Genomic DNA, 22,803 nt, shown 5'->3' with positions numbered 1-22,803 from the left:
GTGTCAGTCAAGCGTAAAGATTTAATTAAATACTTAGAAAAAAATGGATTTTATTTGTTAAGAGAAGGCGGAAATCATTCCATCCATACTAATGATATAAAAACTATTCCCGTAAAAAGGCATCGTACCATTGATCGCATTACTGCCAATGAAATTTGCAAGCAAGCAGGCTTGTTACCTAACTTTTAAAAACCATTAACCCTAATTTCTTATCTGAACATAAATTATTCGTAAGGGCACAACACCAGTTGTGCCCTTACCCATCTGTTGCATTCTTTTTTCAAACTGGTATAACTTGATTAAATCCTCCGAATTTATTCGTGGGTTTCCTTGTGCCCTCTGCCCTTGTACTTCTGCCTTCTTACTGTAATTAATTATTAACAGGTAAAACTAGTACTTCTTCGCCTGGAAAAATTAATGTTTTTCCCACTGGTATCATAGCTATGGCATTAGTTTGAGCTAAATTAATTAAATTACCAGAACTATCATTACCACAAGCTTTGTGAAATTTATAAGCTTTGTCAATTAAATGTAATCGACCCCAAACGTAAGTTTCACGCTTGCCATTTGCTCGCAATTCATCCTGCGATCGCACTTTGATAAATGATGCTTCCCAACCGCCAGCAACTCCAGAAAGTTTTTTAATTGCCGAATGCACAAACCGCCAGTACGTCACCAATACAGATGCAGGGTTTCCTGGTAAACCGAAGTACACAACAGGACGTGTAGCGTTAGGAAATGTGGCAACAGTCAAGGGTTTGCCTGGTCTCATCGCCACAGCGCGGATGTGAATTGTGGCTCCTAGTGATTCTAGAATTTGCTCAATGTAGTCATAATCTCCTACCGAAACCCCACCAGAAGAGAGGACTATATCAGCATTAGCGATGGCGTGGGCGATCGCTTCTTGAAGGGCGATCGGCTCATCCTTAACAATGCCTAACATTAAAGGTTCTGCCCCACTCTGCTTCACTAAAGCTGCCAGAGCATACTGATTAGAATCTACTATTTGTCCTGCTTCTAGCGGTTTATCAGGAGTTACTAATTCATTGCCAGTTGATAAAATCGCTACACGCGGCCGGCGGTAAACGCTGACTTGAGGGCACTGTGCCGCTGCTAACACAGCAATTTCCTGAGCATTTAATTTAATTCTTGCTGGTAGTAATTGTGTCCCAGCTTGGTAGAAAGATGCTTTGTATCTGACAAATTCTTGCGGTTTTGGCGCAGCCAAGATGCAGACGCGGTTATCCTCTCGGTATGTCATTTCCTGCATGACTACAGTATCCGCGCCTTGTGGCATCAGTGCGCCTGTAAAAATCCGTGCTGCTTGTCCCTGTTGAATTGTATACTCAGGCTGATATCCTGCGGGAATCTCCTCGACAATTTCTAAAACAGTTGGCTGTTCAGTACTAGCGTGCTGCACATCTTCGTAACGAACTGCATAGCCATCCATGGCCGAATTATCCCAATGGGGAAAGTCTAGGTTACTGGTGATAGGTGTTGCCAGAATCCGACCAACTGCTGCTAACAAATCTACAACTTCTAGGTCATGTCGATTATCTAACGGTTGCAGCAAATTTAAAATAATTGCTTCTGTATCGCTGACTGACAGCATCGCGATCGCCTCCTGTTTTGTAATCATCAATTTAATGAATAAATATCAGCTAATTTGCTCTGTTAAAATTTACACTACAGATATTACTTTTGATAATTTTCACCAACCGCTTTCTTTTGCTTCTGGCAAGTTTGAAACAGGCTAATTCTGTATCTGTATTCTTAATTAGCTTGTTTTCGTGCTTTGAAAGCGCAGTCAGTACCTAAACCATCACTTTAATATTAAACATAGCGGCAATAATTAACTTCCCAAATCCTCAATAAAAACACCTATTTTTTGTATGACTATCGAACGAGTACGCCAAAAGCACTATCCCAAGGCTGAGATTGGGCGACGCGGTATGGCATTGGGGTTAGATTTCCTTGGTGTCTGGTTAGTCAGTTCGCTCTTAGGAAGCAACAATTTAGGTATTCAAGTGATTCAGATTTTAGTATTTGCGATCGCTTGGCTAGTTTTGCGGGTACTAGTGGTATACAACAATCAAGGACAGAGTTTAGGGCGATGGGCATTTGATCTCAAGGTGCTAGAAGTTGAAGATGGACAAGTAATGGGGAGAATTCCAGTCTTGCTGGCACTGTTAAAGCGAGAAGCAATCATTGGTGTGGGCGCGCTTTTCGTGTCAATTGCTTTAGGCAACATTACTGCCAATCCCACTGCTATACTGCTAGTACTTCCCCTGGCTATCGACTGCGGTGCAGCCTTTTATGATACCCAGATGCGTCAAGCTTTGCATGACCGCTATGCTGGAACTATCATAGTTTCGTCGCGTCGTGGTTATTCGCTCGATATAAAATTCAAGCGAATACTTGAAAATATCAGACAGAATATGAGAAGATAGTCATTTGTGTTAATTCTCTCCAGGCTTTACGGTTTGTAAGATTATGGCTAAGAGTAAAGGTGTCCGCATAATAGTGACACTAGAATGTACCGAATGTCGCACTAACGCTAACAAGCGCACTCCTGGTGTTTCGCGGTATACCACTACGAAGAATCGGCGCAACACCACTAACCGATTAGAACTGAAAAAGTTCTGCTCTCATTGCAATACACATACAGTCCACAAGGAAATTAAGTAAAGATGAGTTACTACCGTCGTCGTCTGTCTCCGATTAAGCCGGGAGAACCAATCGATTATAAAGACGTTGATTTGTTGCGTAAGTTTGTCACCGAGCGGGGTAAAATACTGCCACGTCGAATCACTGGGCTGACATCTCAGCAACAGCGAGAGTTGACATTAGCAATTAAACGTGCGCGAATTGTGGCTTTGTTGCCGTTCATCAATGCCGAAGGCTAAATCATTTTTGGATTTTGCAGAAAGTTAAGCTAGTTGCTTGTCGAGAGAAGTCTGTAGACGCTTCTGGGCTTCCCGTAGGGTGCGGAGGCTTCCTCCGTACAAGCAAAGCGGGTTGCCCTAGACATCAAAACTTCGGAAGTATCGATCAAGTCATGTGGAGTAGTCTGTCAGAAAAGGTAGCAAGTAGCATCGGTTTATAGACCTAGCAAACTTCTCTTAAGAATCTTGAATGCTCTCAAGAAGCTAAGTTGACGTTATATATAGCTGCAACTTTTCTGAGTCCACAAACTAAAATCTCAGTAAATCAGTGTAGAATCGTTTTTTACATCTAAGAAATTAGAAAATTTTGGATTGAGTAGTCATTATTTAATTCAAAAACTAAAATTTATTCGTTAACCTAATTAATTGCGAGAGTTGTGGAGAAGGGGACGCTAGTTGAATTTAGGGTTCAAGGCGATCGCCGCCTGGGAGTAGTAGATCGTCCAGACGGCAAAACCCGTTGGTTTGTGGTAGATGAACGTGGTCAATCCCACAGCCTCGCGCCTAGACAAATTACTTATACAGTTAATGGACAAACCTACAGGCCCGCTGAAATTGCCAGCTTTTTAGAGCAGGTAAAGCCGTATTTAGATCCATCTAGCTTGGAAGTGGCCTGGGAATTATTGGTTGAGGATGGGGAAACAGTTACCCCACCCGAAATGGCTAATCTGCTGTTTTCGGAATCAGATGCGCCTCATTGTTACGCCGCCTATTGCTTGTTATCAGACGACAAACTCTATTTCAAGCAAAAAGGAGACGCTTATGAAGCCCGAAGCGCAACTCAAGTAGCAGAACGCAAGCACCAGTTAGAAGTAGAGGCACAAAAAGCTAGGGGACAGCAGGAATTTCTGGCTCGCGTAGAACAGGCCCTTGCAGGAGAAGCAGTCGAGTGGCAACGCCACGATCGCCAACGCTTAGAAGCCATAGAAAAATACGCAGCCCTACTTGCGGACGTCGTGCGTATGGGGGTAAATTATGACTCCCTGGCTCGCGCCTATCCTCCCCCAGGCCCAGTATTGGAAACTATGACCATGCTGGGGCGACCCGCAACCCCCCAAGGTGCATTACAACTGTTGGTGGACTTAGGTTGGTGGAGTCCCAATGAAAATTTATTCCTGCGTCGTTCTTCAATTCCAGTCCAGTTTCCTAGCAAGGTATTAGAAGTGGCGCAACAGCGTTTGGATTCCCCACCGTCAGATTTGGACACAAACCGCCTAGATCTGACCCACCTGAAGGTGTACACAATTGATGATGAAAGTACGACTGAGATCGATGATGGTCTAAGTTGGGAATTACTGCCGGATGGACGGGAGCGCCTGTGGGTGCATATTGCTGATCCTACCCGTTTATTAGTGCCAGAAGATGATTTAGACCTGGAAGCCAGGAAGCGGGGTAGTACAGTTTATTTGCCTACGGGAATGATTCCCATGTTCCCGGAGTTGTTGGCAACTGGGCCAATGAGTTTAGTACAGGGAAGAATTTGTTGCGCCCTTAGCTTTGGGATTGTTTTAGATCCAACTGGGAGAGTAGAAGATTATACTATCCATCCCAGCTCAATCAAACCAACTTATCGCCTCACCTACGAAGATGTAGATGAGATGCTGCAATTAGGAGTGCAGGCAGAACCGGAAATTGCAGCGATCGCTATGTGGGCACAGCGGCGTCGAAATTGGCGCTATGCTCAAGGAGCAATCAGCATCAATATGCCGGAAGCAATGATCAAGGTCAAAGGTGACGAGATCAGCATTGATATTTTAGATGATTCCTCATCACGGCAATTGGTAGCAGAAATGATGATTCTGGCTGGTGAAGTTGCAGCTAGATACGGCCAAGCTCATAAAATTCCCCTACCTTTTCGCGGTCAGCCACAGCCAGAATTGCCCCCGGAAGAAGAATTGCTTCAGCTACCAGCAGGCTTCGTCCGCGCCTGTGCCATGCGGCGCTGTATGCCCAAGAGTGAAATGAGCATTACTCCGGTGCGTCATGCTGGGTTAGGTTTGGATACTTATACTCAAGCGACTTCTCCTATCCGCCGTTACAGCGACTTACTCACCCATTTTCAACTTAAAGCCCATTTACGTGGTGAAGTTCTACCTTTCTCAGCAGAACAACTCAAAGAGGTGATGATGACTGTCAGCAGTATCACCCAAGAAGTAACAATGGTAGAACGGCAAACTAATAGATATTATGCTCTAGAGTACTTACGCCGTCATCCAGAGCAAGTTTGGGAGATAACAGTCTTGATGTGGCTGCGGGAAGATAGCAATTTGGCCCTAATTCTGTTAGAAGATTTGGGTTTGCAGTTACCAATGGCTTTTAAACGTTCTGTAAATTTAGGCGAAAACTTATTAGTTAAAGTTAGCCTTGCCGATCCGCAAAAAGATATGATTCAGTTTCAAGAAATAATTTATCAAGAAGCACTCAATTAAATAACTTTAGCTCTCATCATTAAAAATGTTAGAGCTGTAATGTACTCAATTAGTATAAGAACTGAAGAATTACAGGCGATCGCTCTCATTTTTAAGTGAAGAGTCAAAGGCGATCAGTATTTTCAGCTCATATAATATTAGGCGCTATTGAGGCTGCCACTTGAAGGCAAAAAATTCTAAAACCTATGTTTGAGCCTATAGAGCGTTTTTCTAATTAAATTTAATTTGAGATATTCACGGATTTTTGCCGCAACTTCTTGACGACCTTCCATCCCTTGAGAATACAGCTTATGGGCACGTTCAAACCTTTTAAAGAAAGAGGTTTTTAGAATAGCTGATAAAGCAACGTAAGCTGCTTCGTGTACGCCAAGAATCCGACGATGCTGAAAAAAATCTCGAAAGTAATAAATTGTACGTGTCAGGCGTGTATCACTTTCCAAACACACAAGGAGTGGCTCAACAGCTTCTTGGCCTTCAGCAACTAATGCTTGGATAATAGGATGTTGGATCAAGCTGGGATAACAAGGTTGACCCCCTTGGAGGACAAAAACTTCTTCCAAATCTTCAATCAGCGCACTGATGCGTTGCTTCTTATTGGGATACTTATCAAGTCCTGCTGTCAATACTTGTTGGCGTTTGGGCTGTTTTGCGCGTCGCTGCTGATCGGCTAATAGCACAGGGACTTCTTCAAGAAAACTAAAGTAATGTGTTTCACCGCCTCTGTATCGATATAAATTAGGGTACTCAAAACCACGCTGTTTTGCTTCTTCTTCTACAGCATTCCCAATGAGTAAAAGTAAATTTGCACTCAATAGGGCTAGTTTGTCATCTCCATCATCGGGAACTATGAACAAATGTGAAGTTTAGTAAAAAATTTCTAAATTTGCTGGACTTTCCAGTCAACTAGAGAGTTTAGGATAAAGTTGAGGTGAATCTCAACCAAAAATCAGTCACAGCAGAACACTAAACAATTTATGACACTTAAACTCACAGTTCCCAATATGGCTTGTTCAGCTTGTGCAAACACAATTACCAATGCACTTAAAGCAGTCGATGGCAACGCTAATATTGAAGCAGATCCTAAAACTAAGCTTGTGAGTGTAGATACTCAAGCCTCAGAAACAGCAATTAAAGAAGCATTAGCTGCCGCAGGTTATCCAGCTGCTTAATTCTTTACAGCTATGAGTTGAAATACTAATACATAGAGACGTTAAATGTAACATCTCTACAAACTTTCAACTTCAACCTTAAAGGAAGCGGAAGACGTTTAGGGGGGATTCAAATCCCTCCTAACAGAAGTAATTTTTTATCCAGAATTCTCATATTAAAATTTTTCAATTCTTGTATTTATTATTACAAATAATAGTAAATATTAATTATTACTAGAGATTAGTAAAATTTTAAATTAATCTAATTTTGCACTTAGCAAAACTAAAAATTTATTTTACTGAAGTTTTTGAAATTAAACTGACACACTTTCTTTTCAAATTTTACGCAGATGTTTTTTAAATAGTTTTACGGCAAGGGTTTCATCAGCTTAAATTTCAAATCAAAGTATCCAAACAGCTATGATGTTCATTGGAAAATAAATATAAGTTACAAGTTACTTTTATAAGGAAATTGTGAGAGTAACTCTCATTACATTTTTAGGACTGCTGAATTAGGAACTATATAATGAAGCCCTTCACTTTCAGTGAAACCCTAAAAATGAATTTTAACTCGCAGAATGCTAGCTCAACCCGCAAACCGAAAACCTTCAATAACCCAGAGCGTTTTATCGAGGGATGGTATTGGGCAATGCCTTCTCAAAATCTGCGGGTAGGTAAGGTAAAAGCTATTACTTTATTAGGCAGAAAACTAGTAATTTACCGTGGTAAAGATAAAAGAGTAACTACCTTTGATGCCTACTGTCCACATATGGGCGCTCATTTAGCAGAAGGTAAAGTCGAGGGTAATGAACTACGCTGTTTTTTTCACCAATGGAAGTTTGATGATGAAGGTTTCTGTGTTGATATACCCTGTTTAGAGGAACCGCTTCCTATAAAGTTAAAAGCTTGGCCTACTGCTGAGAAATATGGAATGATTTGGATTTGGACTGGAGAAATTCCGTTACAACCTCTGCCATTTATTCCAGAGTTAGAACAAAAAGAATGTGATACCGCCATTGTTTCTCATTTCGTAACTAATTGTCACCCTAACGTAGTGATAATTAATGCGATTGATACGCAACATTTCCATACAGTTCATAAAGTGCCATTAGAACTTATCTTTGAAAAGCAGGAGTTGAATCAAAATGCTATTACTTTCAGTAATACTACACGTGGTCATGAAAGTTCTTTTTTGATTAAGCTCATTCGTCCTTTCTACAAAAATGCGCTTACTTACAGTGTTTGTTATTGGTATGGCAGCACTAGTATAGTGACAATTGGCCCCGATTTTCTTCATTTGCACATTATGTTTAGTTTACGTCTCCTTGAAGGAGGAAAGACTGAAGGACGGACTTTACTAGTGACTAAGAAACGTAAGGGGATTTTTGGCTGGTTATGCAATCGAGTTGTGCTATGGCTAGGTAACATTTTGGGGCAGGAATTTCTCAAGGGTGATGCCAAGATTTTCGAGTCAATTCAGTTTGATTTGAGAACTCCTATCAAAGTAGATCAGCCAATTATGCAGTTTATCAACCATCTTGAAAGACAGACATCTCTGTGTTGGGGAACTTGGCTACAAGCGCGATCGCCCCATGAGGATGAGAGGAGAGATAACCGAGACAAATGGCGAGATGTGCTGAATGACTAATACCAACACTCTGTTATAACTACGCAAAATAAGCTCGCCTAACCTTCAAGATGACTTTGTTGAACGCGGGCTTAATTACTTTAACGCGATGCGACAGCCCTTTTAAATACGCAAATCAGAACTTTAAATAATTTGCGGTTCTATTTGCCTTTTTGTTTTTAATTATTTTTTAGGCTACCATTTACATAAAAAGAAGTGGCAAAGCCACTTCGTAATTCCCAGGTAGAACCTAGAAACGAGTATAACCATTCTAAAAACTCGAAATCGTATAAATCGACACTGATTGACTGTATTTAAATGGTTGAGTGCTTATTCAGTGTTCATTATTGCAGTGCTGACTCAATCTGATCTAGTTCATCGCCAAGATGAGCCAGTTTCGCCTCTTCATCAAGTAGCAGTTGTTCTAATTGAAACTTAAATGCTGTTACAGCCTCAATTGCTAAAGCTTCTCTCATTTGCTTTACCTTTTGGCTGCGGATGTTCCATTCTCCTTGCAGTGCATTTAGTTTCTGCTGCGATCGCCTTTTCTACTCTATATCTTGTGGAGAAGTGCATAGATGCTGCATCGGCTTGTCGCCAGCAGTCCATGTGCGAGGCGCATCTTCAAGATGGAACAAAGCTAGGGAGCGATTGAGTATTTAAGCTTAGATAAAAATCGTTTTGTTAGGAGATTAGCAGGTTGATGTGTTTGTTGCTAGCGATCGCCTTGTTATAACTTGTGAGAAAGTGCGCTGAAACCTCCTTCTGCGGCTAGATGTCATTTATATTATTACCATTTCAGACAAAGCATTACAGAATACCAGCCTCAACCGCTAAATCTGCGCCTATCCGCTGTCAAGTTTTAAGTTTGTATAAATATCAATCGGCTTTTAATTAAGTCTGTAGGTTGAACCTGGGCTTGATCGTAATCATGCGGAATGCGATCGCAAATGGGTATTTTTCAGTTTTGCTAATTGGTTAATCATAAAAGTGAACTCATTTATCGATTTTGCTTTGACGTTTATCGCAAATACGAACTCATTCATAAGTTTTGTTTAAGCGAAAATTGATTTTGCATAAGCATTTGTAAGTTTGATTGAAGCAAAATTTGATTTTGCATAAGCATTTGTAAGTTTGATTGAAGCGTTTATGATAAATGTGTTTGCCTTAAGCAAAACACCCACACTCATGTATGGCTCTAGTTCGTAGAGTTGCACCTGTGTGTAGGTTTTGGGTAGAGTATTTATGTAGATTTGGGCTTCACTCCAAGTGTGTAGCTCAACGGTAACTGATGACTATTCTTCTGGGTTAAGTACAACAGTTATTTCTGCTAACCTAATTCCTAAAGGTTTCCAGTGGGGGTTGCTGGAAGAAAAAGTGCCATCTCCTGATACTGCTTGGTAATCTTTTGGGTAATTCTCGTAAGCATTAGGAGCAGCATCTACCATTAAATAAAGTTTGCCATGATAGCGGGATAATCGGCTTGTATTCAAAAAGATATGACCGCTAAAGTCCCAGCCTAATCCTGCGAGTTGAAAGTTGCCTAATTTCTTGCGTAACTCACTTAAGGAAGTACCTACACTTATACCTTCGGGAGTTTTCCAAGCTGATCCTAGGTTCCGCACATCTAGTGGTTTGGTACGAGTGTTATCACTCCAGACTACTAAAAACGATCGCTCTTTACCCAGGTTTACTTGAGTAGCTGCAAAACTACCCATCCCTTCCGGGCCTGAAATACTTTTATCAACCAAACATGATGCGCCAAACAGCTTAACTAAATCTTGTTTGGTGGTTTTGCGTGTCACAGGGCCGACTCTTTCGCCAGGGATAATTAAATTGTCTGAGAATTTTTTTGCTTGAGCAACGGTAACTGGGCGATTAATTTTTTGGGGTGCTGCAAATACTGGGTATGCTGAGTAACTTAGTAGCACAGCTAACGTAGTTGTAGCGATGCGTTTGATGGGAAATTTCATTGATTCTACGTTTTTTGAGAAATAAAACAGACGCGATCGCTCGCGTCTGTAATAGAGCTAGGAGTGTTCAATGAGCAAATTTTTGCTTTATGCTTCTATCTTCTACAACGTCCCAACTTTCAATTCCCGATACCTATCACAAATAAATTAATTATTTGGCAAAAAATTTTGTCGTAGGCGTAAGCCGATTAATAATCCAATGATTACGAACGCAGTCATGTAGGCTAAACTAATTAACCGTGTTGTTAAAGGTGGTGCGACTCCTTCAACATCTATAATTTTTTGCACCAAAAACGGTGTAAATTGGCGTGTCGCATTTGGTTGGGGAGCAACTTCTACCTCAACTTTGTGGGGTGCGCCATCAAAAAACCCTTGTTCCCAAGTAAATTCACCTGTGGTATTTGGGATACCTTGATGTGCAAAACTCACCCATCCATCTTCAAGCATGGTGGTTTTGATATTGAAGAGTACGTCTTGGGCTGGTTGATTTGTCTTTTGGTCGATAACTTTCACCTGAACACCAGCAGGTTCTCCGACTGTGGCGCTAACAGATCCCAACAATTGCACTTCTAAACCTTGTTGCCGAGCAATACCTGAGTTATCAGAAGATGCTTCGTTTACCGCTGTATGATGATCGTGATGATCGTGTGTATGTGTATGTGAACTTTCAGATTGGGCAATTTCCGCGCTCAGGTTAACAAATAACAGAGCTGCGATCGCTACGACAATTGCCCCACTCAACAATAATCGCACTCTCTGCGGCGCAATTTCTCCTGGTGTTATTTCTTGTCTTCCACCAATTACCCAACCACCGCCTAATCCAACTATCAACAAAACTACGGCGAGAATGCCAAAGTTGCGATATTTTACCGAATTTTCTGCGACTGATAATGTCAGGGTTTGCTGAATAGGAGTAAAAGCATTCGTTACTAGTGGAGTAACATTCACATTTAATTGATAATTACCCCGAATTGGCAACATTTGTTCGAGTTGCAGTTGACCTTTAGGGGCTATTGTCTCTATATCTAATAGCTTGGTTCCCTCTACTATGGGAAAATCTGTCGTAAACCAGGGAGTTTTAGGTGGTGTAAAAATTTTGAGGTTAAATTTAGTATTTTCTAAAGGTTTACCTGCTGAATCTACTGCTTGCAGCGTTAATTTTGCTGGGTATTGAGGCGTACTAGCCCCAGCCTCAAAAGGTAAAATTTGGCTTGTCTGCGGGGGGCTAATTAGTCTCACACTTGCTTGGGGTGACTGCGAAAAGCCGATAAAACTATACAAAACTACACTCAACATACAAATAGTACTGATGAGTGTATAAAGCTTAAATTTAGACATTTTAACTATGGATGTTTACAGTACTAGTAGAGTTAAACAAACATTATTAACCCAGCGTACAACTTTTTAGGCACTGTATTTTTTCCAAAGATGAAGATATTAACCGCTGGCTCATAACGTTAATGATTCCCCCAATCCTAGCAGGATATGGGGGTAAGAAAAAATTTATGAAATGTTTAGTGGCAAGGCACTAACAAAGTGTGGTGACGGGGATTGTGTACGCGATCGTGAATGACTGGGGAAGTAGTAAAATACACAGTCCACAATGTCAAAGCGCACAACGAAACATAAAGCGTCGCTTGTACAGGCTTTGATAAAGTTAAGCTTGCAGCCTTTTGCAACACTGAAGGATGAGTTTGAGTAGTCATCATATACCTCGCATAAATCTAATACATTTAACGCATCGGCAGGAATTCCGGCTAGGGTTAGCTTTAGCAACTACAAATTTGTGAACCTTGAATTCATACTCAAGTTTTCCCCTAACCGTTAGCGGCTGTTTTCCACTAAAACCGATTATTACGCAAATAACACAATATCTTAGTTTTTCTTAGCGTGCCACCTTATATATTTCTGTTCAAGGTTAACTCGATTAAAAAAACTATAGGTATTTAAATTTTTTGATAATAACTTATTTTATATGTAATAAATAATTTGATAACTTTAGTATTCAAGAATACTACTTCAGGAAACTAATGAACAAAAAATTAATACTGAGTTTGCTTTCTAGCTCGGCAATTTTCACTTCTCTGATGTCTACTTTAGCGATGATTAGTCCTGCTCAAGCTGCTCAACGATTAATCCACACGCCAGATGGTCGTTCTTGTATCACTCATCCACATGGGAGTACTAGTTTTGTTTGTATCCGGGGTTCACAGACAGATAAAGTATCTCGTACCCCTACATCAGAAACTATTTCAGTACAGCCCGCCGACAAAAACATTGCAATGCTAGACTTTACTGAAGAAGAAAGTGATGATGCAATTCAATTATTTGGCTGTGACTGCCCATATTGTCTAAATTCTCTCCGGCAGCTGCGCGGTACTGGAAACTTAGTGTACTAAAATTTGTTACTGGTAAATCTATAGTTCAATTGTGCTTAATTTAGCATTAAGGGACATATTTAACTTCGATTAAATATGCCCCTTTTACTTTTCATTAAGTTTATTCAACTACCTCATTTACCGGGAATCTATCAATCAGCTGCATAGCGCGGTAGGCATTGCGCTGTAGTGATTCTGGCAAATTGGGAACGTGAGGTATTTGGGATAACAAATCCAACGTCCGGCGTAAAATTCTGACTACATCACCTTCATCCAAGCTGGTATTTTCACATAATTCTGTCCACTCGATTCCCAACGCCCACTGTTCTACTAAAGCAATTAGTTCAAATTCCAACCATATAGGTAACGCCACATTATAGCGTCGTTGCATTTGGAACATCTGGCGACGAATTCCTCGCAGTTTTGCCAAAGCCTCTGTTACTTGATTACTGAGGTCAAAACGCACTTTACTGTCTGGACGTGGGGTTTCTGTCACTAAAGCTGCTATTGAGGCTGCTAAATGGTGCGGATCTAAATTGTTCAATTCACCACTAGCAAGTACTAAACCCAGCCACAATTCGTTTTCACCCCTAATGGCCGCGGCAACTTGTCCTAATGCTGTTGGTACTAAGTTATCTAAACAGCCAAAGTGTTGCAAAATTTCAATTAGATTGAGAAACTCTTCCCAATGACGTTGAGATTGTTGCTCTACTTGAGCTTGCAACACTTGAAGTTCAGCTTCTAGTTCAACGTAGCGTGCCCTACGTTTAAATATAGCTGAGGCATTGCCTGATTTATATATGGGGTGAGCTTCTAGTTGTTCTTGTACGGCAGTAACACGGCTGAGTTGTTCTGCCACTTCTGGCGGCAGATGTAGAGACTCTCCTGGATCGGGAATTAGTTGGGCAATAGTTGCAGTTTCTTCACTGCCACGGCGTGCCTGTCCTGGTTTAATCGGCAGATCATCTGGTGGCAAAATCTCAGGAGGTACATCAACTCGTGGTAGTTCAGCATACAAATCGACTATATCTTCGGTTGTTGCCACATACCAACGGTTATCTCGTCCCAAGCATACCAAGTAAGTTGTTTCACCAGAACCCGGCGATTTGCCTACTAACACTGCTGTGATTGGTGAAGGCACTGTAATGTGTTTACCTTTGAGGCTCACCAGTGTGCCGGAAACTGCAAAATCCAACATCATCCCTATTTGGGCTTGTCGGTCTTCCTGCGCTTGCTCTTGGAGAGTTTTCAATAACTGGCGTTCTACTTTCAGGCGCTGCCGCAATTTCTCATAAACAGCCACTTCATTTTCATCAATGGCGGCGATTTGCTCTTGCAGTTGAGCTAATTGTGCTTGTAGCTCATTGATTTCATCATAATTGGGTCTTAAATGTAATGTCGCCATGTACTGCCCAAAACTGCGTTCTATTAGTTCCCGTGTTTCCTCCAATGTGTGAGTTTGGAGTAAGTTGAGAACCATGCCGTAGCTGGGCGTAAATTGGCTAACTAAGGGGTCTGGTTTGGATGTTGCTAAGTACGCCGCTTCCTTCGATCCTTCAAAGGGGGTTTGTACTGTTACCACATGACCTTGTAGATCCATCCCTCGGCGACCGGCTCGTCCTGCCATTTGCAGAAATTCGGAAGCATTCAACAGGCGGTGTCCGGTATCAGTACGCTTGGAAAGAGTGGAGATGACGGTTGTGCGGGCGGGCATATTAATTCCCGCAGCTAATGTCTCGGTAGCAAATACGACTTTAATCAGTCCCTGTTGAAATAATTCTTCTACTAGGACTTTCCAAGCAGGTAAAATTCCGGCATGGTGGGCAGCAATGCCTCGGTAGAGGGGGGCGATTTGTCCAGAACGTCCTGCTTCTGGATTGCGAGTTAAAAAGTCATCAATTTGGCGTCGCAATATCTGGGATTCGTCATTATTTACCAGCCATAAATCACCTACCTCCGCGACCGCTTTATCACATCCTCGGCGGCTGAAGATAAAGTAAATCGCCGGTAGCATATCTCGTTGCTGTAGCTGGCTCAAGGTATAAATGATGCCGGGGGCTTCTGGTCTACCGCCTTTGCTCTTGTCTGCTTGTCTCCTTTTGCCCCTATTTGCCAAGCGGGGGTTAATTTTGGTTTTGTTGTCATTTAACAGGGGAAACAGTCCTTTGGGATTACAAAAGTGAAATTCCAAAGGTACAGGACGAAAATCGGAGTAAATCAGGTCTGTTGGGCCGTGAACACGATTTAGCCAATCGGTGAGTTGATCGCTATTGGCAACAGTTGCTGAAAGCGCTACTAGTTGTACTTCACGGGGGCAATAGATGATTGATTCTTCCCAAACAGTTCCCCTTTGGCGATCGTTCATATAGTGGCACTCATCTAGTACCACTGCTTCGACATTGACTAAAGAGGTGCCAACTTGCCCTATGGGTGTGCCATAGAGCATATTGCGGAAGATTTCTGTGGTCATGACCAGAATCGGTGCATCTCTGTTAATAGAGGCATCTCCAGTTAACAGTCCGACGAGATCAAACCCAAATTTCTCTCGGAAGTCACGTAATTTTTGATTCGACAGCGCCTTTAAAGGAGTGGTGTAAAACACTCGTTTCCCTCGCGCCAGGGCGCGATAAATAGCGTATTCTCCCACTAAAGTTTTGCCGGAACCGGTGGGCGCACATACGACTACAGAGCGTCCAGCATTTAGGGACGCGATCGCATCTTTCTGGAATTGATCCAGATCAAAGGGAAATGTTGACTCCAGGTCAAGTTCTGGGGACGGTGCAGGATAATTCACTCAATCACATTTGCAACCAGACTGTTTACTATATTAACGGCTATTTTGTCAACTTCGTTAAGAGATTAGGGATTGGGCATTGGGCATTGGGGATTGAGGAAATTGCCCAGTCCCTTGTGCCCTTGTCCCCAGTCCCCCAATCCCCCGTCCCCCCCAACTCCTATTTTCCCAGTTCTTGCGATCGCTGTGTGGCTGCTTTGACTGCTTCGATTAAAGCTGAACGAAATGCTCCCCGTTCTAGCTGGGCGATACCAGCTATTGTGGTTCCTCCAGGGCTGGTAACGCGGTCTTTAAGTTCTGCTGGATGCATTTTGGTTTCACGCAATAGCTGTGCTGTCCCTAGTACAGTTTGTAAGGCTAACTGGTTGGCAACTGCTCTCGGTAACCCTGCTGCTACTCCCCCATCGGCGAGTGCTTCTACCAACAGTGCTACGTAAGCTGGCCCACTACCAGATAGTCCTGTTACTGCATCCATGAGGGTTTCTGAAACTTCTACGACTTCCCCCACTGCCGAAAAAACTTGCTGTGCTATTTGCTGGTGCTTGGCATTCGTGTATGCCCCTAAGCAAATTGCCGTCATTCCTGCCCCTACAGTGGCTGGGGTATTGGGCATGGCTCTAATGATTGGGAATTGCGGGAATGCAGCTTCTAGCTGACTTAAAGTTACACCCGCCAAAATAGAAACTATTAGGGGCAAGTGATCTGTAATGATCATATCTCCCAATTCTTGGGCGATCGCACTGAACACCTGCGGTTTCACAGCCAACAATACAACTTCCCTACTTTGCTCGAAAATTAGACGATTATCTGTCGTCACAGCCACGTTGTACTGTTGCTGTAAAAAATTTTGGCGCGAGGGTTGTGGTTCGCTGACTATGACTTCTGATGGTTGATATATTCCACCTACAATAAGGCGGGATAACAGCGCTTCTCCCATTACCCCACCACCAATTAAGCCAAATTTTATAGTCATTGCGTCATTAGTCATTAGTCACTTTTCGTCAGTCGTTTGTCATTTGTCATTAGCATTTAAGACAAAGGGCAAAAGACAAAGAACCAATAACTAATCTAACTTCATTGTACCATTCGGTTAACTTCGTTACCCCAAGCTGGAGTTGGAGCTGAGGGGCGTGAGGGACGTGCTGGCGGTTGCGGTACTTCATGGAGAACTCCGCCTTGGGTGCTAACTTGTACACAGCTTGGCGTAAACAAGAAGATGCTTTCCCCGATGCGCTCTTGATGTCCATCCAATGCGTAAGTACCACCTGCAACAAAATCTACTGCCCGTTGAGCTTGATCTGGATCCATAATCGTCAAATTTAATACCACAGATTTACGCTCACGCAAGGCTTGAATTGCCTGGGGCATTTCTTCAAAAGTGCGTGGTTCGAGTACTAAAACTTCAGAAATTCCGTTAATTGCTCCTGGCATACCTATAACATTCCCCATCGCCTTTGAACCTATTGCTACGTCATTTCCCATTGTAGGCATGGGTTCCCGCCAACGTCGATTCTGAGTTGCGGGTTCTGGTGGTGGTGCTGGTTGGGGGTTCTCTTCTTGATAAAGATTTTGGTAGCTCTCTGCTTCTGGTTCTTCTTCGTAGTATTCGTATTCCACTTGCTCATTTAAACCTACAAAGTCCCTGAGTTTAGAAAAAATATTGTTCATTGTGTACGCTCCTGGTGCAAATTATCTTTATTTTTATCTGACTATAAATTAATTTAGCCAGCGTCAATCATTACAATGGGCAGCTTTCAGCAATTCTAATACTAGCTGTAGTTTCTACTACAGGTTTGAGTGAGAAACAGATGCTTTGGTAAACCCTAGACATTACCTAGACGCAATGATGAGTCAAGATTATATACTAATGTTTCACCGAAAGGAAGTTCCCATCACCCCATTTTCCTTAGGAGTCTGCTTTTGTCAAGTCTTTATATTATGTTTTTCATATAACTACGTACTCGGTGAAAATACTGAATACGATCCCGAAGGATTCTGAGACTTATCCCAAAAGCTATTGAACAATATACTAAGAGCGCTCACCAAACAATATAGTCCCTAACCTTACCATGGTTGTACCAGCTTGTACTGCTAGCTGGTAGTCGCCTGACATACCCATTGAAAGGTGCTGTATGTCAATGTGCGACCAGTTTTGATCCCCGATGGTTTTTGCTAGTTCACGAGTAGTGTTAAATACTTTTAAGGTTGCCGCCTCATCTATTCCTAAAGGCGGAATTGTCATCAAACCTTGAATTTGTAAATTTTTGTATTGATTAAGTACAGGTAAGTCAGCTAATAGCTCTGGTACACTCCAACCTGACTTGTTAAGATCGGGCAGAATTTTTACTTGTAGGCAAATTTGAGGACTCACTCCTAGCTGATGCGCCAATTGATTTAAGCGCTGTGCTAACTGCAAATTATCTACAGAGTGAATCCATTGAAATTGTTCTAAGGCTTTTTTGGCTTTATTGCTTTGCAAATGCCCAATAAAGTGCCAGGTAATATCCGATAAGTCTTGCAACTCGGCTTGTTTCCTGGCGGCTTCTTGGACACGGCTTTCGCCAAAATCACGTATTCCTGCGGCATAGGCTATGCGGATCACCTCCGCAGGAACTGTTTTGCTGACTGCAATTAACCGGACTGAAGACGGGAGTAAGGAGCGAATGTGGACAATACGTTCGCTAATCGAACTGTTCATTGGAATGTGCGTTGGAAAACACTCTGAAGCTGATCGTACTCCTGTGATTGTCCTGTGCGACGCAGGGTGCGTAAACGATTTTCCAACATCATCCTAGCCTCAGTACGTCCTATAGGTTGAAATTTTATACCTTTGACGTCATTTGTTACTAAAAAAAATAAGCGCTGGGCATAAAGTGTAGTGAACAGATCCTGGCTCTCATCAACCATACAGATTCTGTAGAGTAAGCCCCAAGTTGGATGATTTATGTAAGTTTCTGCGTATTCTGGATTCATTTAATCGTCAAGGTAGGCGTATATATAAATCTTTTCGCGGTTTTAGTACAAACATTCAGACGATAATACATCCCTTTGGCCAGAATATTTGTGCAAATTTATGCGAACCCAGCAAAAATTGCTGGCTAATGGCAGTTTTGAAGACCTTGATCTAGTTTTTAATTGGCAGATGAAGCGACCATAGGTCTTACGCAAAAATCTTATTGGTTGAGATAGGGTCTAGGGGTATGGGGTGTAAGGTTTTTGAACACCTATACGCCTACACCCTCATACTCTAACCGCCCCAAATTTAGATTTTTCGTTTTCATGCGTAAGTCCTGTAGCAGTAACGAGGGTAAGTAGTGGTTGCCATTGCAGGATGAATTATGAATTATGAAAAAAACAAAATTTCTGGATTCATCATTCACGATTCAGCATATTGAGCGCTAACAGTTGTGCCTGAGCTTTGTGCAGAGATTCATACCATTCTCTCTCAGGATCGCTGTCTGCGACAATACCTGCGCCAACTTGTCCCCAAACGGTTCTCAGTTGTGAGCGCTGAGTTTTGAGTGCTGAGTCAGAAAGTTTCTTTCTACCTCCCCTGCTCCCTGCTCCCTGCACCCCTGCCCCTCTCCTCCGTTGCACTTCTTGGAGGGGGGCTAGTAGCAGGGTACGAATTAAGATATTCAAGTCTAAGTTACCCCGCTGATCTAAATAGCCACAGGAACCATAGAACAAGCTACGCCGCACTGGTTCTAGTTCTTCAATAATTTCCATGCAGCGAACTTTGGGACACCCTGTAATTGTGCCGCCAGGGAAGAGGGCACGAATCAAATCAATAGCACTGCGATCGCATCTTAAGCGACCTTTAACGTTGCTGACAAGATGCATAACATGACTATAGCGCTCAATTGTCAGCAATTCATCAACACAGACTGTCCCCCAATCACAAACTCTCCCTAAATCATTGCGTTCTAAATCTACCAGCATGATGTGTTCAGCACGTTCTTTGCTGTTGCTGAGTAGTTCTTGTGCTAACTGATTATCTTGTTCTGGGGTGACTCCGCGCGATCGCGTTCCGGCAATTGGTCTTGTTTGAGCTTGTCTGTTTTGCAGCAGTACTAACCGTTCTGGTGAACAGCTCATCACTTCCCCCCAAGGCGTTTGCCAATAACTGGCGAAAGGAGAAGGATTGATTCGTTGTAAAGCTAGATAAATTGACCAACCTGAAGCTGCTGTAGTTGCTTCAAATCGCAAGGAAAGATTTGCCTGAAAAATGTCTCCCGCCTGAATGTATTTTTTCGCTCGGTTGACTGCTGCTTCATAATCTACCTGCGAAGTATAAAAATTAGGAGTAATGGCGAAACTAGGAGAAGTTAAAATTTCTGTTTTCTTGTCTTCTTGATTACTCTCTAACTTCTGCTGTAACTCATCTAGCCCATTGACATCGCTGGCGGCTAACCAAAGAATTTGTTCGGCGTGATCCAAAATTGCAAAACTATCTGGTTCGTACCAAAAAGCTCCAGGAAACGGTAAGCGATCGCATTTATTTTGTGGTAGTTGCTCAATTTCCCAAGCGATGTCATAGCCTAACCATCCCAACCACCCTCCGGTAAAGGGAAGGTGAGGAGGTGGAGATGACGCAGAGAAGGAGAGACGCGAGGACGCGGGGAATGTGATTATTTCTCTGCGTCCCCGCGTCTCCATTTCCCTCTGTCCTGTTTTACTTCTATGCAACAACTCTTCCAAAAAGGGTAGAACTTGCCCTAGTGGTGGTGTCCACATCTGGGGGACACCATCAATGATCCGTGGCGCACCTGCACAAATAGAGTACCGATGGAGTTGAGGATAGTCTTTCGGTGTTGGATAAGAGCTTTCTAACAGAGTAGCGATTCCTGGCGTAGCAGTCGGGCGAAATAACCTAGCGAAAACTTCAGAACCAGTACGATGTTCTAGAGGAAGCGATCGCCAATACCAACTTTGGGTCATAATTCATCTCAAATCTCAATGCCAAAATCTTTACACCGCATTCCCTAAAACCACCCGCACGCCCCAAAATAAAATTAAAGTTGCCAGAGCTAGCCAGTCTCGTGCTTTTAGCTTTAAGTCATGCCACAGTACTCGATGTTCATTTGGACTAGTAAAACCGCGCACCATCATGGCGCTAGCCATTTGTTCTGCCCTGAGTAACAGATTTTCTAACAGTCTCTCTGCTACAGTCATCCAAACCTTGACTGCTCCTTTTAATCCTAGCTTTTTCCAATTAATTGCCCTTGTCATCACTGAGCGCACTAAATTTTGCACTTCTTCTAAAACTAGGGGAATAAACCGCAAAGAAAGAGTTAAAGTCAGAGTAATTTCAGTTACGGGCAGTTTCAGCCGTCGCAGAGGTTGCATTAAGCTTTCTATACCAGCTGTGATTTCTTCTGGTGCAGTGGTCAGCAAAAACAGGTTGGTGGTGTAAATTACGGTGAATAAAATTGTACTCAAGCGTACTGCCAAATCCAAAGAACGCCGAGTTACTTTAACTGGCCCTTTGTGAAATAGCACGTAGCTATATTCTTTATTATCAACAGCTAGTTTTTGGTCAACATTAGCGGTAGTTGCGGTTGATTGTGGAGTTAGAATTTGTTCGTTAGCTGGTAAGCGTGGTTGATATTTTATACCTAGTCCATCAGGGCTAATAGCACCTATTACTAGAACAAAAAACGACAGTATCAATAACCAGCCCATTTGCTGTTGCCATACTCTACGGGGAATTTTAGCAATTAAAGTAATAATAATTAATAATGCTACCAACAGTATGCGCCATTGATTTGGTGCAAAGGTGTAGCTGGTGAGAAAGCTCATCAACCAAGCAAACTTGACTCTAGGATCAATTTTATGCAGCCAAGTTTGGGGTTGTTCTAAGTAAAGTCCTAATGGTAGCGATCGCAATAAATCCATTTTTAAGTGCTGAGTTAAAAGTGCTGAGTACTGAGTTATGAGTTGTGAGTGCTGAGTGCTAAGTAAATAGAATCATGAATCTTTACTCAGCACCGTCTAAGCACTCAGTACATCCCCGCCTTGTGGGTTGTCTTTTAACTGAGAACTCAGCACTCGTTACTCCTTACTTAGCACTACTATACGCGTGTAGCACGATTAGCATTACCACTTTCGACATCACGGACTTTTTTACTCCGCCACAATAAACGAATTGGCGTGCCTTTAAATCCTAATTGTTGCCGGAATTGGCGTTCAATGTAGCGGCGGTAGTTCTCATTGAAGCGTTTGGCTTCGTTGACAAATAGGGCGATCGTTGGCGGTTGGGTACTGACTTGTGTACCGTAATAAATTTTGCCCTGACGTCCACCGCGTGAGGTTGGCGGTGAATGCCAGCTAACGGCATCTTCTAGAACTTCGTTAATTACTGCTGTGCTGACACGGCGTTTATGTGCCTCAGCCGCTTGATTCACCAATTCTAAAATCTTTTCTACCCGTTGTCCTGTTAAGGCACTGACAAAGATAGTCTCTGCCCATTCGGTAAAATGCAACCTTCCTTCCAGGGTTTTTTCGTAGTCGTAAATTGTGTAGGAATCTTTCTCGACTGCATCCCACTTATTTACTACGATGATGCAAGCTCGACCTTCTTCAATCACCCTGCCCGCTAATTTTTGGTCTTGTTCAGTAGCACCATCAAGGGCATCTAATACCAATAAAACGACATCAGCGCGGCGAATTGCTTTAAAGGCACGGTTAATGCTAAAGAATTCTGTGCCGTATTCTATACTTTTCTTTTTGCGAATGCCGGCGGTGTCAATCAAGCGATAAGTTTGCCCATCCCGTTCGACTACGGTATCAATCGCATCGCGGGTTGTTCCAGAAATTGGGCTGACAATTGCCCTTTCTTCTCCAACAAAAGCATTTAATAAGCTCGATTTGCCCACATTTGGGCGTCCCACGATCGCTACTTTAATTTCATTGGTTTCTGGTATTTCGTCGACGCGGGGAATGTGTTTAATTAACTCGTCGAGTATCTCTCCGGTACCACTACCATGAATTGCGGAGATGGGGTAAGGTTCGCCTAATCCCAATTCCCAAAATTCCGCAGCTTGCATCAAGCCTTGTTCTGGGGATTCACATTTATTTACAGCTAGTAAGACGGGTACAGGTTGTTGACGCAACCACTCAGCAATTTCTTCATCAGCTGGTGTTGGGCCTATTTGTCCATCTACAACAAAGATAGCTGCACTTGCTTCTGTAAGTGCTGTCATTGCCTGTTGGCGAATCAGCGGTAAGAATTCGGTGTCATCGTTAAAGACTAAGCCACCTGTATCTACCACTAAAAATTCGCGATCGCTCCAGTAAGCTGGCATATAAGTGCGATCGCGTGTCACTCCTGGTTCATCATGGACAATCGCCGTTTGTTCCCCGGCGAGACGATTAACCAGGGTGGATTTGCCCACATTTGGGCGTCCGATAATTGCAACAATTGGCAGTCTCATAAAACCAGGATAAGTAAGAAACGTAATATATCACGTCTCTACATTTTAGCGACTTTAAGTCTTTATTTAATTT

The 22,803-nt window shown here is 42.6% G+C and carries 23 protein-coding genes; 9 read left to right on the top strand and 14 right to left on the bottom strand.

The features are described 5' to 3' along the window. Nucleotides 1-189 carry a type II toxin-antitoxin system HicA family toxin gene (locus tag AC5JL8_RS33830; protein ID WP_495884063.1) on the top strand — a complete coding sequence of 63 codons (189 nt, stop codon included), beginning with the start codon at nt 1-3 and terminating at the stop codon, nt 187-189. A gap of 181 nt (nt 190-370) precedes the next feature. On the opposite strand, the gene AC5JL8_RS33825 is transcribed toward AC5JL8_RS33830, so the two are convergent. Further along, entirely contained in the window at nt 371-1,612 is a 1,242-nt protein-coding gene (locus tag AC5JL8_RS33825; protein WP_495884249.1) for a molybdopterin molybdotransferase MoeA, read from the bottom strand. 280 nt (nt 1,613-1,892) lie between these two features. Between AC5JL8_RS33825 and AC5JL8_RS33820 the strand changes: the two genes are divergently transcribed. The 4 genes from AC5JL8_RS33820 to AC5JL8_RS33805 all read left to right on the top strand — a co-directional run bounded on the left by AC5JL8_RS33820 (nt 1,893) and on the right by AC5JL8_RS33805 (nt 5,374). Next, on the top strand, nt 1,893-2,450 hold the full coding sequence (locus AC5JL8_RS33820) for an RDD family protein (RefSeq protein ID WP_495884062.1): 558 nt from the start codon (nt 1,893-1,895) through the stop codon (nt 2,448-2,450). 43 nt (nt 2,451-2,493) lie between these two features. After that, a complete protein-coding gene (rpmG, locus tag AC5JL8_RS33815) occupies nt 2,494-2,688 on the top strand; it encodes a 50S ribosomal protein L33 (protein ID WP_071989401.1) in 195 nt (64 codons plus the stop codon). Between the two features lie 2 nt (nt 2,689-2,690). Then, nucleotides 2,691-2,906: a 30S ribosomal protein S18 gene (gene rpsR, locus AC5JL8_RS33810; RefSeq protein ID WP_495884061.1), complete on the top strand. Its 216-nt coding sequence runs from the start codon at nt 2,691-2,693 to the stop codon at nt 2,904-2,906. A 416-nt stretch (nt 2,907-3,322) separates the two neighbouring features. Further along, nucleotides 3,323-5,374, top strand: coding sequence for a ribonuclease catalytic domain-containing protein (locus AC5JL8_RS33805; protein ID WP_495884060.1), 2,052 nt, complete (start codon nt 3,323-3,325; stop codon nt 5,372-5,374). A gap of 176 nt (nt 5,375-5,550) precedes the next feature. Here the strand turns inward: AC5JL8_RS33805 and AC5JL8_RS33800 are convergent, their stop codons facing one another. Further along, nucleotides 5,551-6,228, bottom strand: a complete 678-nt coding sequence (locus tag AC5JL8_RS33800; RefSeq protein WP_495884059.1) for a hypothetical protein — start codon at nt 6,226-6,228, stop codon at nt 5,551-5,553. Between the two features lie 120 nt (nt 6,229-6,348). Between AC5JL8_RS33800 and AC5JL8_RS33795 the strand changes: the two genes are divergently transcribed. Beyond that, nucleotides 6,349-6,543 carry a heavy-metal-associated domain-containing protein gene (locus AC5JL8_RS33795; protein ID WP_495884058.1) on the top strand — a complete coding sequence of 65 codons (195 nt, stop codon included), beginning with the start codon at nt 6,349-6,351 and terminating at the stop codon, nt 6,541-6,543. Between the two features lie 538 nt (nt 6,544-7,081). Beyond that, complete coding sequence (locus AC5JL8_RS33790) at nt 7,082-8,170, top strand: aromatic ring-hydroxylating dioxygenase subunit alpha (RefSeq protein WP_495884057.1); 1,089 nt, start codon at nt 7,082-7,084, stop codon at nt 8,168-8,170. A 323-nt stretch (nt 8,171-8,493) separates the two neighbouring features. Here AC5JL8_RS33790 and AC5JL8_RS33785 read toward each other — a convergent pair whose 3' ends face one another. After that, nucleotides 8,494-8,625: a hypothetical protein gene (locus AC5JL8_RS33785; protein WP_495884056.1), complete on the bottom strand. Its 132-nt coding sequence runs from the start codon at nt 8,623-8,625 to the stop codon at nt 8,494-8,496. Between the two features lie 41 nt (nt 8,626-8,666). On the opposite strand from AC5JL8_RS33785, the gene AC5JL8_RS33780 reads away from it, so the two are divergent. After that, the gene (locus tag AC5JL8_RS33780) at nt 8,667-8,804 is read left to right on the top strand and encodes a hypothetical protein (RefSeq protein WP_495884055.1); all 138 of its coding nucleotides are present in this window, start codon (nt 8,667-8,669) and stop codon (nt 8,802-8,804) included. A 640-nt stretch (nt 8,805-9,444) separates the two neighbouring features. On the opposite strand, the gene AC5JL8_RS33775 is transcribed toward AC5JL8_RS33780, so the two are convergent. The 3 genes from AC5JL8_RS33775 to AC5JL8_RS33765 form a co-directional block, all read right to left on the bottom strand. Next, nucleotides 9,445-10,122, bottom strand: coding sequence for a hypothetical protein (locus tag AC5JL8_RS33775; RefSeq protein ID WP_495884054.1), 678 nt, complete (start codon nt 10,120-10,122; stop codon nt 9,445-9,447). Nucleotides 10,123-10,269: 147 nt separating this feature from the next. Continuing rightward, nucleotides 10,270-11,460, bottom strand: coding sequence for a hypothetical protein (locus AC5JL8_RS33770; protein WP_495884053.1), 1,191 nt, complete (start codon nt 11,458-11,460; stop codon nt 10,270-10,272). A 176-nt stretch (nt 11,461-11,636) separates the two neighbouring features. Next, nucleotides 11,637-11,831: a CbtB domain-containing protein gene (locus tag AC5JL8_RS33765; protein ID WP_495884052.1), complete on the bottom strand. Its 195-nt coding sequence runs from the start codon at nt 11,829-11,831 to the stop codon at nt 11,637-11,639. 321 nt (nt 11,832-12,152) lie between these two features. On the opposite strand from AC5JL8_RS33765, the gene AC5JL8_RS33760 reads away from it, so the two are divergent. After that, on the top strand, nt 12,153-12,521 hold the full coding sequence (locus AC5JL8_RS33760) for a hypothetical protein (RefSeq protein ID WP_495884051.1): 369 nt from the start codon (nt 12,153-12,155) through the stop codon (nt 12,519-12,521). 100 nt (nt 12,522-12,621) lie between these two features. Here AC5JL8_RS33760 and AC5JL8_RS33755 read toward each other — a convergent pair whose 3' ends face one another. The 8 genes from AC5JL8_RS33755 to der form a co-directional block, all read right to left on the bottom strand. Further along, complete coding sequence (locus AC5JL8_RS33755; RefSeq protein WP_495884050.1) at nt 12,622-15,294, bottom strand: DEAD/DEAH box helicase; 2,673 nt, start codon at nt 15,292-15,294, stop codon at nt 12,622-12,624. A 160-nt stretch (nt 15,295-15,454) separates the two neighbouring features. After that, complete coding sequence (proC, locus tag AC5JL8_RS33750; protein WP_495884248.1) at nt 15,455-16,267, bottom strand: pyrroline-5-carboxylate reductase; 813 nt, start codon at nt 16,265-16,267, stop codon at nt 15,455-15,457. Between the two features lie 101 nt (nt 16,268-16,368). Next, nucleotides 16,369-16,962: a cell division protein SepF gene (locus AC5JL8_RS33745; protein WP_495884049.1), complete on the bottom strand. Its 594-nt coding sequence runs from the start codon at nt 16,960-16,962 to the stop codon at nt 16,369-16,371. A 361-nt stretch (nt 16,963-17,323) separates the two neighbouring features. After that, the gene (locus tag AC5JL8_RS33740) at nt 17,324-17,992 is read right to left on the bottom strand and encodes a YggS family pyridoxal phosphate-dependent enzyme (RefSeq protein WP_495884048.1); all 669 of its coding nucleotides are present in this window, start codon (nt 17,990-17,992) and stop codon (nt 17,324-17,326) included. Further along, nucleotides 17,989-18,267 (bottom strand): transcriptional coactivator PipX, encoded by a 279-nt coding sequence (gene pipX, locus AC5JL8_RS33735; protein ID WP_495884047.1) that lies wholly within the window; start codon nt 18,265-18,267, stop codon nt 17,989-17,991. Before pipX ends, AC5JL8_RS33740 begins: the two co-directional genes overlap by 4 nt. Before the next feature lie 399 nt (nt 18,268-18,666). Further along, nucleotides 18,667-20,235, bottom strand: a complete 1,569-nt coding sequence (locus tag AC5JL8_RS33730) for an anthranilate synthase component I (protein WP_495884046.1) — start codon at nt 20,233-20,235, stop codon at nt 18,667-18,669. 30 nt (nt 20,236-20,265) lie between these two features. Beyond that, a complete protein-coding gene (locus AC5JL8_RS33725; protein WP_495884045.1) occupies nt 20,266-21,192 on the bottom strand; it encodes an energy-coupling factor transporter transmembrane component T family protein in 927 nt (308 codons plus the stop codon). Nucleotides 21,193-21,368: 176 nt separating this feature from the next. Then, nucleotides 21,369-22,730, bottom strand: coding sequence for a ribosome biogenesis GTPase Der (gene der / locus AC5JL8_RS33720; protein ID WP_495884044.1), 1,362 nt, complete (start codon nt 22,728-22,730; stop codon nt 21,369-21,371). Nucleotides 22,731-22,803 lie beyond the last annotated feature (73 nt).

Source organism: Mojavia sp. (assembly GCF_059505145.1).
This window is presented reverse-complemented; position numbering and strand designations above follow the sequence as displayed.

Bases quoted from the DNA above. Each gene is read 5' to 3' on its own strand.
- AC5JL8_RS33740 (WP_495884048.1), bottom strand. From the start codon at position 17,992: ATGAACAGTTCGATTAGCGAACGTATTGTCCACATTCGCTCCTTACTC.
- AC5JL8_RS33765 (WP_495884052.1), bottom strand. From the start codon at position 11,831: ATGATGACTACTCAAACTCATCCTTCAGTGTTGCAAAAGGCTGCAAGC.
- pipX (WP_495884047.1), bottom strand. From the start codon at position 18,267: ATGAATCCAGAATACGCAGAAACTTACATAAATCATCCAACTTGGGGC.
- AC5JL8_RS33795 (WP_495884058.1), top strand. From the start codon at position 6,349: ATGACACTTAAACTCACAGTTCCCAATATGGCTTGTTCAGCTTGTGCA.
- AC5JL8_RS33770 (WP_495884053.1), bottom strand. From the start codon at position 11,460: ATGTCTAAATTTAAGCTTTATACACTCATCAGTACTATTTGTATGTTG.
- AC5JL8_RS33745 (WP_495884049.1), bottom strand. From the start codon at position 16,962: ATGAACAATATTTTTTCTAAACTCAGGGACTTTGTAGGTTTAAATGAG.
- AC5JL8_RS33760 (WP_495884051.1), top strand. From the start codon at position 12,153: ATGAACAAAAAATTAATACTGAGTTTGCTTTCTAGCTCGGCAATTTTC.
- rpsR (WP_495884061.1), top strand. From the start codon at position 2,691: ATGAGTTACTACCGTCGTCGTCTGTCTCCGATTAAGCCGGGAGAACCA.
- AC5JL8_RS33725 (WP_495884045.1), bottom strand. From the start codon at position 21,192: ATGGATTTATTGCGATCGCTACCATTAGGACTTTACTTAGAACAACCC.
- proC (WP_495884248.1), bottom strand. From the start codon at position 16,267: ATGACTATAAAATTTGGCTTAATTGGTGGTGGGGTAATGGGAGAAGCG.
- AC5JL8_RS33790 (WP_495884057.1), top strand. From the start codon at position 7,082: ATGAATTTTAACTCGCAGAATGCTAGCTCAACCCGCAAACCGAAAACC.
- rpmG (WP_071989401.1), top strand. From the start codon at position 2,494: ATGGCTAAGAGTAAAGGTGTCCGCATAATAGTGACACTAGAATGTACC.
- AC5JL8_RS33730 (WP_495884046.1), bottom strand. From the start codon at position 20,235: ATGACCCAAAGTTGGTATTGGCGATCGCTTCCTCTAGAACATCGTACT.
- AC5JL8_RS33785 (WP_495884056.1), bottom strand. From the start codon at position 8,625: ATGAGAGAAGCTTTAGCAATTGAGGCTGTAACAGCATTTAAGTTTCAA.
- AC5JL8_RS33775 (WP_495884054.1), bottom strand. From the start codon at position 10,122: ATGAAATTTCCCATCAAACGCATCGCTACAACTACGTTAGCTGTGCTA.
- AC5JL8_RS33820 (WP_495884062.1), top strand. From the start codon at position 1,893: ATGACTATCGAACGAGTACGCCAAAAGCACTATCCCAAGGCTGAGATT.
- AC5JL8_RS33825 (WP_495884249.1), bottom strand. From the start codon at position 1,612: ATGCTGTCAGTCAGCGATACAGAAGCAATTATTTTAAATTTGCTGCAA.
- der (WP_495884044.1), bottom strand. From the start codon at position 22,730: ATGAGACTGCCAATTGTTGCAATTATCGGACGCCCAAATGTGGGCAAA.